Below are 12,474 nucleotides of genomic sequence, written 5' to 3' on the forward strand. Positions count from 1 at the left end.
GCTTGGCCGCCGGCTACAACTCCGACAAAATCTTGTTGACGAGACTATATAGCGTTGCATCCGCGGGCGTATTATCATCCGACAATGGCAGCCTGGAGCGTGACATGAGAAATCGAATCGCGACCGCGCGCGGACACGGCCTTCAGAGAAAGCACGGGGCGGCGGCCCTGCCGGGCGATCCCGGATCGGCCGCCGTGCCGCGCCCGCCGCAAGCCGCCGCGGATACCGAGCGCCAGCTCGGGCAGTTCCTGGAGGCCTTGGACGCGGTCCGCAACGGCAATCTCACGATACGCCTGAAGAGCCGGCGCGAGGACATCTTCGGGGACCTCGCCGACTCCTACAACGACATGGTCGAGCACCTGAACCGCTTCGGCAGCGAGGTGACGCGCGTCGCGCGCGAGGTCGGCACGGAGGGCCGGCTGGGAGGGCAGGCCGTGGTGCCCGGGGTCGGCGGCACGTGGCGGGAGATCACCGACAACGTCAACGCGATGGCCAACAACATCACCGTCCAGATGCGCAGCATCTCCTCGGTGACGACGGCGGTCGCCAACGGCGACTTGGCGCAGGAGATCACGGTGAGCGCCCAGGGCGAGGTGCTCGAGCTCAAGAACACCATCAACAAGATGGTCGACAACCTCAACACCTTCGCGGCCGAGGTCACGCGCGTGGCCAAGGAGGTCGGCACCGAGGGCAAGCTCGGCGGCCAGGCGCAGGTGCCGAAGGTGGCCGGCGTCTGGAAGGGCCTGACCGACACCGTCAACATGATGGCCGGGAACATGTCGTCTCAGCTGCGCAACATCTCCCAGGTGGCCACCGCGGTGGCCAACGGGGACCTCTCGCAGAAGATCACGGTCGACGTCAAGGGCGAGGTCCTCGAGCTCAAGAACACGATCAACAAGATGGTCGACAACCTCAACACCTTCGCGGCCGAGGTCACGCGCGTGGCCAAGGGGCCAGGGAGGTCGGCACCGAGGGCAAGCTCGGCGGCCAGGCGCAGGTGCCCGGGGTCGGCGGCGTCTGGAAGGGGCTGACCGACAGCGTGAACGCGATGGCCAACAACCTCACGAGCCAGGTTCGCAGCATCGCTCAAGTAACGACCGCCGTTGCCAACGGCGACCTGGCGCAGAAGATCACGGTCGACGTCAAGGGCGAGGTGCTCCAGCTCAAGGACACGATCAACAAGATGGTCGACAACCTCAACACCTTCGCGGCCGAGGTCACGCGCGTGGCCAAGGAGGTCGGCACCGAGGGCCGGCTCGGCGGCCAGGCGCAGGTCCCCGGCGTGGCCGGCGCCTGGAAGGGCCTGACCGACAGCGTCAACGCCATGGCCAACAACCTCACCACCCAGGTGCGCAACATCGCCCAGGTCACGACGGCGGTCGCCAACGGCGACCTGGCCCAGAAGATCACGGTCGACGTGAAGGGCGAGGTGCTCGAGCTCAAGAACACGATCAACAAGATGGTCGACAACCTCAACACCTTCGCGGCCGAGGTCACGCGCGTGGCCAAGGTCGGCACCGAGGGCCAACTCGGAGGCCAGGCGCAGGTGCCCGGGGTCGCCGGGGTCTGGAAGGGCCTCACCGACAGCGTGAACGCGCTCGCCAACAACCTCACCACCCAGGTGCGCAACATCGCCCAGGTCACCACCGCGGTGGCCAACGGGGACCTGGCCCAGAAGATCACGGTCGACGTCAAGGGCGAGGTCCTCCAGCTCAAGGACACGATCAACAAGATGGTCGCCAACCTCAACACCTTCGCGGCCGAGGTCACGCGCGTGGCCAAGGAGGTCGGCACCGAGGGGAAGCTCGGCGGCCAGGCGCAGGTCCCCGGCGTGGCCGGGACCTGGAAGGAGCTGACCGACAACGTCAACGCGATGGCCAACAACCTAACCACCCAGGTCCGCAGCATCGCCACGGTGACGACGGCGGTCGCCAAGGGCGACTTGACGCAGAAGATCACCATGGATGTGAAGGGCGAGGTGCTCGAGCTCAAGAACACGATCAACAAGATGGTCGACGACCTCAATCGACTGGCGAGCGAGGTCTCGCGCGTGGCGCAGGTCGCGGGGACCGAAGGCAAGCTCACCGAGCGCGCCAAGGTCGAGGGCGTGGCCGGCAGCTGGAAGGGCATCGTCGACACGCTCAACGCGCTGATCGACTCGATCGCCACGCCCGTGCAGGAGGTGCGCCGCCTGGCGGTGGCCTTGTCCAAGGGCGACCTGTCGCAGCGAGTCTCGATCGAGACGCGCGGAGACTTCCGCACCTTGTCCGACGCGCTGAACAAGTCCTTCGACGACCTCGGCGCCCTGATCCGCCTGGCGCGCGACAGCTCCAACAAGGTCGCCAGCGGCTCGAGCCAGCTCGCGCAGTCGTCGCAGCAGGTCAACACAGCCCTGTCGCAGGCCGCCAAGACGACCCAGCAGATCGCGATCGGCGCCAAGGACCAGTCGAAGAAGCTCGAGTACAGCACCCGCAACCTGGCCGGCCTCTCGAAGTCGATCCAGCAGGGAGCGGGCAACGCGCGCTCGGCCGCGGAGGTGACGAGCGAGGCCGGCAAGCTCGCCCAGCGGGGCAGCGAGTCGGGCAAGCAGGCGGCCACCCGCCTCAAGACCATCGACGAGATCGTCAAGGGCAATACGGAAACGGTCCGCGGCCTCGACAAGCGCGCCAAGGACATCGCCGTCATCGTCGGCACGACCAAGGACATCGCCGATCAAACGAATCTGCTCGCGCTCAACGCCGCCATCGAGGCCGCGCGCGCCGGCGAGGCCGGCCGCGGGTTCGCCGTCGTCGCCGACGAGATCCGCAAGCTCGCCGAGGGCACGAAGCGGGCGGCGACCGAGATCGAGGCGATGGTCGGCGTCATCGTCGAGTCGACCGCCGGCGTCGTCAGCGGGATGACGACCGGCACCCAGCAGGTCACCGGGTCGATCGAGATCATCAACCAGGCGCTCGGCACGCTCGACCTCATCGGCACCGGCGCGCAGGAGATCACCTCGAAGGCGCAGGAGATCTCCGCCGCGACGGCCGACCAGGCGGCGGCCGCCCAGCAGGTGTCGAAGACGACCGAGGAGATCGCCGGGACGTCGGAGCAGGCCGCGGTCGGCGCCGAGGAGATGTCGACCTCCATCCAGCTGCAGACCGCCGCGATGCAGCAGATGTCGGTCTCGGCGCAGAACCTCTCGACCTTGGCCACCGACCTACGGACGGCGCTGCGGCGCTTCAAGGTCGGCGGCGGCGAGCCGCTCTTGGAAGCGGCCGAGGAGGCGTGAACATGCACGCCGAGAGCCCCGCGTTCGTGGACGGGAAGCTCGTCCAGCTGATCGTCTTCCAGCTGGGCGAGGAGGACTTCGCGATACCGATCGCGAGCGTGCGCGAGATCATCCGCAGCGCGCCGATCACGCCGGTGCCCGGAGCCGACGAGAGCTTCAAGGGGATCATCAACGTGCGCGGCGAGATCGCCGCCGCGGTCGACCTCAGGGTGTGGTTCGGCCTGCCGTCGAGGGACGACGCGGAGCCGAGGCGCATCGTGATCACGACGCAGGGCAAGAACCTGTTCGGCCTCGTGGTCGACGAGGTCGCGGAAGTCCTGCGGGTCTCCACGGACGAGATCAAGCCTCCTCCCGAGATCGCCATGAAGGTCGAACGGAGCTGCGTCACGGGAGTCATCCTGCGCGAGGGACGCCTGATCGTCCTGCTCGATCTCGCGAAGCTGCTCGAGAGCGAGCCGGCGGCCACGGGGGGAGGCGAACGCCCATGAGGACCATCCTGGTCGCGGACGACTCCCTGTTCATGAGGAAGGCCATCAAGGACATCCTCGCCGGCCGGTATGCCGTCGTCGAGGCGGATTCGGGGCGCAAGTGCGTCGAGGAGTTCTCGCGCGTCCGGCCCGACCTGGTCCTGCTCGACGTGGTCATGCCCGAGGGCGACGAGGAGGGCATCAGGGTCCTCGAGCGGATCATGGCGCTGGCCCCCTCGACCGCCGTCGTGATGATCACCGCGCTGGCCCAGCAGAAGGCCGTCGTCGCGGAGTGCACCCGTCTGGGGGCCAAGGGCTTCATCTCGAAGCCTTTCAACGCGGAGCAGGTCCTGCGCGTGGTCGAGGAATGCGTCGGGATGACGCCGCCGTGAGCGAGCCGAGCGGCTACAAGGAGTCGTTCCTCAGCGAGGCCCGGAGCAACCTGGCCGGGATGAACGCCGCGCTCCTCGAGGCGGAGAGGAGCCCTCAGCGGCGCGGCCTGGTCGACGAGATCTTCCGCTCCGCCCACAACATCAAGAGCATGGCCGCGATGATGGAGCGCGAGCAGACGGCGGCCCTGTGCCACGCGCTCGAGGACGCGCTCGACGCGGTGCGCAAGGGAGGGCTCCCCCTCGAGCGGAGCGCCGACGCCCTGTTCCGCTGCTTCGACGCCCTGGATTCGGCCATCGCGACCGTCGCTCGGGGCGCTCCCGAGCCGGACCTCGCGTCCGCGATCGCGGAGCTGCGGCGGCTCGCCTCCGGCGGCGCGGCCGCGCCCGAGTCCGCGGGCCCGGCCGACGAGCCCGAGGCCTACTCGCCGCGGATCGACGTCGTCCAGGTCCGCATGGACAGGCTCGACCTGCTGATGAACCTCGCCGAGGAGCTGGTCATCGCGAAGCTGCGCTTCGACGCCTTGAAGTCGAAGATCCGCGCCCCCGAGATCGTCCCTCTCGTCGACGTGTTCGGCCGGCTCGCCACGGAGATCCAATACCAGGTGACGCAGGCGCGCCTGGTGCCGGTCCGCCTCATCTTCGACCGCTTCCCCAGGCTGGCGCGGGACATCGCCAGGCGGCAGGGAAAGGAGGTGGAGCTCGCGCTCGAGGGCGGCGACATCGAGCTCGATCGCAGGGTGGCCGAGGAGATCGGCGACGCGTTGATCCATCTTCTGCGCAACGCGGTCGACCACGGCATCGAGTCTCCCGAGCGCCGGAAGGCGTCCGCGAAGCCGCCTCGGGGCGTCGTGCGCGTCGCCGCGGCGAGGACCCGGGACTCCGCGGTGATCGTGGTGGAGGACGACGGCGCGGGGCTCGATTTCGAGGCGATCGCGGGGGCCGCGGCGGCCCGCGGCCTGCTGCCGGCGAGCGCGTCGCGGGAAGAGCTGCTGCGCGCGGTGGCCGGCGGCCTTTCGACGAAGCCGCGCGCGACGCTCATCTCGGGACGAGGCTTGGGTCTCGACATCGTCAGAAGGAAGGTCGAGTCCCTCGGCGGGACGCTCACCGTCAGGTCGGACGCCGGCAGGGGGGCCGCGTTCCGCCTGGAGATACCCCTGGCGCTCGCGATCGTCAAAGGGCTGTTCGTGGAGGTCGGCGGCAGGAATTACGTCGTGCCGCTGGCCGGGGTCGAGAAGATCGTCCCCGTCGCGACGGCCCAGGTCAAGGGCATGATGGGCCGCGAGACCGCGGTCATCGACCACGAGGACATCCCCCTGCTGCGCATGCGCGCCCTGTTCGGCGTCCAGCCGTCCGGGCAGGCGAGATTCCCGGTCGTGGTCGTCGGCAGCGGACGGCGGAGGCTCGGGCTCGCCGTCGACGCCCTGGTGGCCACGCAGGACATCGTCCTCAAGCCCCTCGGCCGCGCCCTGCGCGGCGGCAGCCGGTTCTCGGGCTCGACGATCAGCGGGACCGGCGAGGCGATCCTCGTGCTGGACGTGGCGTCGCTGATCCAAGAGGCGTTCGCGCGGGTGCCGGCATGAAGCTCGAGAGATTCCTCGCGATCAACGCCCCGGCCGCCGGAGCCGCCTCGCGCGCGCTGGCCAAGCTGACGCGCCGGCCGGTGGTCGTGAAGATGCTGAACGCGAGGGTGGTCCGGCTGCCCCAGGACCGTCCCAAGCTCGACCGCGAGGAGCTCGCGGTGGGGATCTACATGTCGATCATCGGCGGCATCCAGGGCGCGGCGCTGCTGTGCTTCACCGAGCCGAGGGCCCGCGCCGTCGCGGCGATGCTCGTGGGCCGGCCTCCCGGCGGCTCCCTTCAAATGACGGAGCTGGAGGAATCCGCGCTCAAGGAGCTGGCGAACATCATCTGCGGCAACTACGTCACCGCGCTCTCGAACCAGCTCGGGGCCAAGATCCTTCCCGGGCTTCCGAACATCACGCGGGGCCTGTGCGGGTCGATGCTCGAGCAGGTCATCCTGCGGGGAGCTCTCGATTCGCGCGAGGCGCTGCTCATCGACGTCGAGCTGGACCTCCCCGAGTTCGTCACGATGGGCTTCCTCCTGGTGTGCCTTAAAGTGGAGCATCTGATCGAGGTCAGATGAAAACGGAGCTTCAAGACGTATTCCTGGAGGAAGGCCGGCAGATCCTCGGCGCCATGCGCCGCGAGCTGGCCGCCGGGAGCGAGCGGTCGCTGCCGGAGCTCTTCCGCTGCGCCCACATACTGAACGGGAACGTCAAGCTCGCGGGCTACCCCGAGCTGGAGCCCCTCGTCGGGCCGCTGACGGAATGCCTGAGGCTCGCCAAAAAAACAGGGGCGCTCTCCGCGGAGCAGGCCGCGGCGGTCGCGGAGGCGGTCGAGGAGTGCTCCGCCATCCTGGAGGGACGCGCGGCGTCGTGCTCCCGTCTCTTGGTCGAGAAGCTGCGCAAAGCCGCGGCCCCGCTCGCCGCGGCCGTCGTCGAAGCGGCGGCGGTCAAGGTGCTCCTCGTCGAGGACAGCGGCCTGCAGGCCCTGGCCATCCGGAAGGAGCTGGCCGAATGCGCGGGCGACGCCTACGCGGTGGAGCTCAAGGGGACCCTCGCGGAGGGCCTCGACCGCGTCGTCCGCGGCGGCGTCGACATCGTGCTGCTCGACTTGAGCCTGCCCGACAGCCAGGGTCTGGAGACCTTCATGGAGCTTTCCGCGCGGGCGCCCGCGGTCCCGGTCGTCATCTTGACCGTCGCCGCCGACGACGCCCTGGCGACGTCGGCTTTGCGCGCGGGAGCCCAGGACTACCTCGTCAAAGGACAGATGGACGCGCGCGCCCTGTCCCGCGCCATCCGCTACGCCATCGAGCGCAAGCGCCTCGAGGAATCCTTGTGGAGGGCGCGCCGGGAGCTCGAGTTCCGGGTCGAGGAGCGCACCTCGATGCTGCGCAAGGCCAACAGCGAGCTGGCGCTCTTCGCCTCGGCCGCCACGCACGAGCTGCGCGAGCCGCTGCGCAAGATCGTGGGTTGGGGCGATCTGCTCGAGCGCTGCTGCGGCGATGTCTTGGGCGAGGAGGGACGCGGCCTGCTCGACAAGATGCGGAACGCGGCCGGACGCCAAGGGGAGCTCATCGACAGCCTGCGGGAGCTCACGCGCGTCTCGACGCAGGGCCGTCCCGTGGAGCGCGTCGATCTCGGCTCCGTCGTCGGCGAGATCGCCGCGGACTTGGCTCCGCTCTTCGCCTCGGCCGGCGGCCGCCTCGAGGTCGAGCCTCTGCCGACGATCTGGGCCGACAGGCTCCAGATGCACCAGCTTTTCCAGAACCTGCTCTCCAACGCCCTCAAGTACCGCAAGAAGGAGGAGGCGCCGTTCGCCTCGGTCCGCTGCCGCTTCCTCGGAGCGACGACGGTCGAGATCGACGTGGCGGACAAGGGGATCGGGTTCGAGCAGAAATACGCGGAGCGGATATTCGAGCCCTTCCAGCGTCTGCACGGCCGGGGGACGTACGAGGGCACCGGGATGGGGCTGGCGATCTGCGCCCGGATCGTCGCGCGGCACGGGGGCTCCGTCTCGGCGCGCAGCGAGCCCGGGAAGGGCTCGGCGTTCACCGTGACCTTGCCGATCGGGGGGCCCGCGAAATGAGCGCCGCGACGATCGTCCTGGCCGAGGACGACGAGGACGATTATTTCCTCGTCGCCAGCGCGTTCCGCGAGGCCGGTCTCGACAACCCTCTCCACCGCGCCGAGGACGGCGAGGCGCTCATGGATTTCCTGCTGCGGCGGGGCCGCCACGCGGGCGCTCCGCGGCTGCCGCCCATCCTGCTCTTGCTCGACCTGCGGATGCCGAAGAAAAGCGGCTGGGAGGCGCTGCGCGAGATCAAGTCGGACGCGCGCCTTCGGCGCATCCCGGTCGCCGTGCTGACGTCCTCCAACGCCGAGGAGGACGTCGCGCGCGCCTACGACCTCGGATGCAACACGTTCATCAAGAAACCCTCGGGCCTCGAAGGCTATGCGGCGCTCGCGCAGGCGGTCAAGACCTACTGGCTGAAGGTCGCCGAGATCCCGAACATGGAGCCGCTCCCGGCCCCGGGCGGCGACTCCGGCCCGCCGGGCGGGCGTTGACGCGTCCCGCCGGCAGGGCTATACTGCGCCCATGTTCGAGAGCGCCGAGATAGGCCGGTCCGTGGACAAGAAGGAGTACGCGAGGCGCGTCGCGGGCCTGCGGTCGCGCATCCTCAAGGCCCAGCACGCCTTGGCCGGCACGAGCCTGCGCCTCGTCGTGCTGGTCGGCGGGGTCGAGGGCGGGGGCAAGACCGAGGTGGCTCGGCGCTTCCTCGACTGGATGGACCCGCGCGGACTGCGGGTCGAGGCCTACGGCGCTCCCTCGGACGAGGAGGAGGAGCGGCCCGAATACTGGCGCTTCTGGAGCACCTTGCCTCCGGCGGGCCACGGCGCGATCCTGGTCGGCTCCTGGTACACCCGCCCCGTCGTGCGCCGCGCCTTCAAGGAGATCGGCTCGGGCGGCTTCGACCAGGCGCTCGACCGCGCGATGGCCTTCGAGGCCATGCTCGTGCGCGAGAACACGGTGCTGGTCAAGCTGTGGCTCCACCTGTCGAAGAAGGAGCAGCGGCGCCGCTTCGAGGAGCTGGAGTCCGACCGCGACACCGCCTGGCGCGTGACGAAGCAGGATTGGGAGTTCTCCAAGAAGTACGACCGCTTCCGCGAGGTCTGCGAGCGGGCGCTGACCAAGACCAGCGTCGCCGAGGCGCCGTGGACCGTCATCGAGGCGACCGACCGGCGCTACCGCGACCTGGCCGCGGGCGCGGCCGTCGCGGACGCCATCGAGGCCGCCCTCGCGAAGGCCGCGAAGGCCGCCCCCGCGCGCGCTCCCGACCGCTCGAAGCCGCCCAAGGTCTCCGTGCTCAGCCGCCTCGACCTGACGAGGAAGCTCGACGACGACGGCAAGAAGTTCGAGAAGCAGCAGACGCGCGTGGCGCTCCTGTCCCGGCGCCTGCGCAAGGAGGGCCGCTCGCTGATCTGCGCGTTCGAGGGCGTGGACGCCGCGGGCAAGGGCGGCGCGATCCGCCGGCTGCTGGGCGCCATCGACGTGCGCAACGCCCGCGTCATGGCCGTCGCCGCGCCGACCGACGAGGAGCGGGCCCACCCGTACCTGTGGCGCTTCTGGCGCAACCTGCCGCGCCTGGGCCGCGCGACGATCTACGACCGCACCTGGTACGGGCGCGTCCTCGTCGAGCGCGTCGAGGGCTTCTGCGCGCGGGACGACTGGAAGCGCGCCTACGCCGAGATCGCCGCCTTCGAGGAGGAGCTCGCCGAGTCCGGCGTCATCGTCTGCAAGTTCTGGCTGCAGATCTCCTCGGAGGAGCAGCTCCGCAGGTTCCAGGACCGCGTGAAGACGCCGTTCAAGCAGTACAAGATCACCGAGGACGACTGGCGCAACCGCGCCAAGTGGGACGCCTACCAGGCCGCCGCCGTGGAGATGATCGAGAAGACGAGCGCGCCGGACGCGCCCTGGACCCTGATCGAGGCCGAGGACAAGCGCTGGGCGCGCCTGCGGGTGATGAAGGCGGTCGCCGACCGCCTCGAGGAAGAGCTGGACTGACGCTTAGAGCCCGTGCAGGAGGCGGACTTCGACGCACTGCTCCTCGAGCAGGTCGCCGGACTTGGCGCCCGGCGTCGAGGCGTCGGTCATGAGGTTGGGGCTCGCGGCCGTGTGCGGAAGGTTGCCGAAGAGATGCGTCAGCTCGTGCGCGAAGACGCTGTAGCTCTCCGCGACGTCGGCCGGCCGGGCGCGCGTCTGCTGGTCGATCGTGATCCAGAAGGTGTTGAGAAGACGCTTCGCCGCCGGATGCGCCCGGCTGAGGGTCTCCACGGAGCGGAGGTTGTAAGCGGAGGCGGTCGAGGGCACGCTCTTCGCGAACAGGAACCCGGCCGGACGGCCCGCGGGCAGCAGGGGCTCGGTCATCACGGCCATCTGCGCGGGCCCCGCGTAGGGGTTCTGGACGTTGAGCCGACGCAGGGCCTCCGGCGTCCAGCGCACGGTCGCGACCTCGACGGCGCCGAGGGCCAGGCCGCATTGACCGAAGATCGCGGAAGCCTTGCCGAGCACGCTCTCGAGAAGACCCGGGCCTTCCCAGCCCGAGCCCGCCTCGACGACGAGCGCCAGCGGCACCCCGCCTCGCGCGCTCGAGACGGGGATGAAGGAGGCCGGCGCGATGATCCGGCGGCTCAAGACCTCGAGCAGAGGCGCCTCCGCGGCGCGGGCCGGTAAGGTGAAAAGCGCCAGCGCCGTCACGGCGGAAAGGATCATCGGCTTATTGTACCCCGGCCGCGGAAATAATCAAGGGCAGAGGCGGAGGATCGGGAGGCAACAAGCACGTCACTCGGACGTTAGCTTTCCTCTATCGGCTCCGGAGCGCTCTTCCGGGTAGAATCCCGGACATGCATGCGGTCCTTGATCGATATCGCTCGTTCGCCGTCATCACCGCCGCCCTTCTTTCAGCCTGCGCCATGGTGGCCCCAGTGGCCGATACCTCCGGGCCATTTTTTGATGATTTCTCCGTCGGCGATTTGAACCTCCGCTGGACCGTCACCAGCGGGCAGCTGCGCCAAGGCCTGGAGATGGCCTGGAGCGACTCCGGAGTCTTTCGCGCCGTGACCCGACGGGGCGACTTCGGCGACTTCAAGCTTCATCTCAGGCTCTGCAGCCTGGGCCTCGGAAGCGGGCGCCAGACCCCCGCCGAGAGCTGGGACGGCGTTCATGTCTTCCTGCGCTACCAGAGCCAGCATCACCTTTACGTTGCCACGCTTAACCGCCGCGACAATTGCGTCGTCATCAAGAAGAAGGTGCCGGGCGGCCCCTCCAACGGCGGCAGCTACTTCGAGCTGACGAAGCGCGTCGCGTACCGGGTCCCCTACAAGAAATGGCAGCGCTTCAGTATCATCGTCGCCGACACTCCCGCCGGCGCCGTGTCCATCAAGCTTTTCGCCGGCGACCGGCTCCTGCTCTCCGCCCTCGACGACGGCCGCCAAGGCGGAGCTCCCATACGCGGCTTCGGTCGCGTCGGCATTCGAGGCGACAACGCCGTGTTCTTCATGGACGACTTCGGGGTCGAGCCCACCCGTGAGAAGGTTTCCCACATGCCGCGCAAGGTCGCCCGCGGCGGTCGGGGCCTGGGTTGAAGCTCGGCCTCAGCGGACCGGCGCGAGGCGCCCGAGCAGCCCTTCGTCGGTGCTGAAGTAGAGCAGGCCGTCGGGCCCCTGGCGCACGTTCCGGAAGCGCCAGCCCCGGTCCGCGAGGACGTCCTCCTGCTCTCCGGCCGCGTCCCCTTCGAGAGCGACGCGGCGCAGCCGCTCGCCGCTCAGGCAGGCGAGGAAGACGGAGCCTTTCCACTCCGGGAAGGCCGTCCCGTCGTAGAACGCCATCGCCGAGGGGGAGATGGAGGGGACCCAGTAGGCGGCCGGCTGCGCCATGCCCTCCTTGGCGGCGGGCCCGATCCTCGGGCCGTGGTATTCCCGGCCGTAGGTGATCACGGGCCAGCCGTAATTGACGCCGCGCTTGACGAGGTTGAGCTCGTCGCCGCCGCGCGGCCCCATCTCGGACGACCAGAGCTGCTTGGTCCCGGGACGCACGGCGAGGCCCTGCGGGTTGCGGTGGCCCCAGCTCCAGACATCCGGCAGCGCGCCGGGCAGGTTGGCGCCGTCCGGCTTGCCGTCGTGCGCGAGGCGCACGATCTTCCCGTTGTGCCGACGGAGGTCCTGCGCCAGGTCCCGGTGTCCGCGCTCGCCGAGGCTGACGTAGAGGCGGGGCCCGTCGAACTCGATGCGGGAGCCGAAATGCTCCCCGGTCCCTCCGCCGGCGTTGGACAGGAAGAGCCGCTCGAAGCCCTCGAGCTTGCCGCCTTCGAGCCGTCCCCGCCCGAGCGCGGTCGCGGCGCCGCCCTCGACGGGCTGAGACCAGGTCAGGTAGATCCAATGGTTCTTGGCGAAGTCGGGGTGGACGCGCACGTCGAGCAGGCCGCCCTGGCCCCGGCCCCAGACGGCCGGGGCGCCCGCGACGGCGGAGACCTCCTTGGTCTTGGGGTCGTAGACGCCGAGGCGGCCTTTGCGCTCGGTCAGGATGATCCGCCCATCGGGCAGGAAGTCGAAGCCCCAGACGACGTCGGCGCGCCGCGCGAGGATCTCGACCTTGAAGGCCGGGCGCGGCGCGGCGGAGGCCAGCGAGACGGCGAGAAGCGGCGCGAGCAGGAGCATGGGGAGGGCGGCGCTTAGGGGATCAGGATGCCGGCGATGTTCGCCGTCATGAAGGTCGCGATGGCGCC

General features: G+C 69.6%; 12 protein-coding genes. 10 read left to right on the forward strand and 2 right to left on the reverse strand.

What is annotated here, in order from left to right; all coding sequences use genetic code 11:
- Positions 1-104: 104 nt before the first annotated feature.
- From HYV14_11430 to pap, 9 genes are read left to right on the forward strand one after another with little or no spacing between them, the layout of a single operon-like run.
- Complete coding sequence (locus HYV14_11430; protein MBI2386612.1) at positions 105-1,031, forward strand: HAMP domain-containing protein; 927 nt, start codon at positions 105-107, stop codon at positions 1,029-1,031.
- Positions 998-3,271 (forward strand): HAMP domain-containing protein, encoded by a 2,274-nt coding sequence (locus HYV14_11435; protein ID MBI2386613.1) that lies wholly within the window; start codon positions 998-1,000, stop codon positions 3,269-3,271. Before HYV14_11430 ends, HYV14_11435 begins: the two co-directional genes overlap by 34 nt.
- On the forward strand, positions 3,268-3,759 hold the full coding sequence (locus HYV14_11440; GenBank protein MBI2386614.1) for a chemotaxis protein CheW: 492 nt from the start codon (positions 3,268-3,270) through the stop codon (positions 3,757-3,759). Before HYV14_11435 ends, HYV14_11440 begins: the two co-directional genes overlap by 4 nt.
- On the forward strand, positions 3,756-4,130 hold the full coding sequence (locus HYV14_11445) for a response regulator (GenBank protein MBI2386615.1): 375 nt from the start codon (positions 3,756-3,758) through the stop codon (positions 4,128-4,130). Before HYV14_11440 ends, HYV14_11445 begins: the two co-directional genes overlap by 4 nt.
- Positions 4,127-5,710, forward strand: coding sequence for a chemotaxis protein CheW (locus HYV14_11450; GenBank protein ID MBI2386616.1), 1,584 nt, complete (start codon positions 4,127-4,129; stop codon positions 5,708-5,710). The genes HYV14_11445 and HYV14_11450 overlap by 4 nt, the downstream gene beginning before the upstream one ends.
- Entirely contained in the window at positions 5,707-6,273 is a 567-nt protein-coding gene (locus HYV14_11455; protein MBI2386617.1) for a chemotaxis protein CheC, read from the forward strand. Before HYV14_11450 ends, HYV14_11455 begins: the two co-directional genes overlap by 4 nt.
- Complete coding sequence (locus tag HYV14_11460; GenBank protein ID MBI2386618.1) at positions 6,270-7,778, forward strand: response regulator; 1,509 nt, start codon at positions 6,270-6,272, stop codon at positions 7,776-7,778. The genes HYV14_11455 and HYV14_11460 overlap by 4 nt, the downstream gene beginning before the upstream one ends.
- A gap of 17 nt (positions 7,779-7,795) precedes the next feature.
- Positions 7,796-8,257: a response regulator gene (locus HYV14_11465; protein MBI2386619.1), complete on the forward strand. Its 462-nt coding sequence runs from the start codon at positions 7,796-7,798 to the stop codon at positions 8,255-8,257.
- A gap of 31 nt (positions 8,258-8,288) precedes the next feature.
- Positions 8,289-9,755: a polyphosphate:AMP phosphotransferase gene (pap, locus tag HYV14_11470; GenBank protein ID MBI2386620.1), complete on the forward strand. Its 1,467-nt coding sequence runs from the start codon at positions 8,289-8,291 to the stop codon at positions 9,753-9,755.
- Between the two features lie 3 nt (positions 9,756-9,758).
- On the opposite strand, the gene HYV14_11475 is transcribed toward pap, so the two are convergent.
- Entirely contained in the window at positions 9,759-10,463 is a 705-nt protein-coding gene (locus tag HYV14_11475) for a hypothetical protein (GenBank protein MBI2386621.1), read from the reverse strand.
- 131 nt (positions 10,464-10,594) lie between these two features.
- Between HYV14_11475 and HYV14_11480 the strand changes: the two genes are divergently transcribed.
- The gene (locus HYV14_11480) at positions 10,595-11,335 is read left to right on the forward strand and encodes a hypothetical protein (protein MBI2386622.1); all 741 of its coding nucleotides are present in this window, start codon (positions 10,595-10,597) and stop codon (positions 11,333-11,335) included.
- 9 nt (positions 11,336-11,344) lie between these two features.
- Here the strand turns inward: HYV14_11480 and HYV14_11485 are convergent, their stop codons facing one another.
- Positions 11,345-12,406 (reverse strand): PQQ-dependent sugar dehydrogenase, encoded by a 1,062-nt coding sequence (locus tag HYV14_11485; GenBank protein ID MBI2386623.1) that lies wholly within the window; start codon positions 12,404-12,406, stop codon positions 11,345-11,347.
- Positions 12,407-12,474: the final 68 nt, after the last annotated feature.

Source organism: Elusimicrobiota bacterium (genome assembly GCA_016182905.1).
In the GTDB taxonomy this organism is placed as follows: domain Bacteria; phylum Elusimicrobiota; class Elusimicrobia; order UBA1565; family UBA9628; genus GWA2-66-18.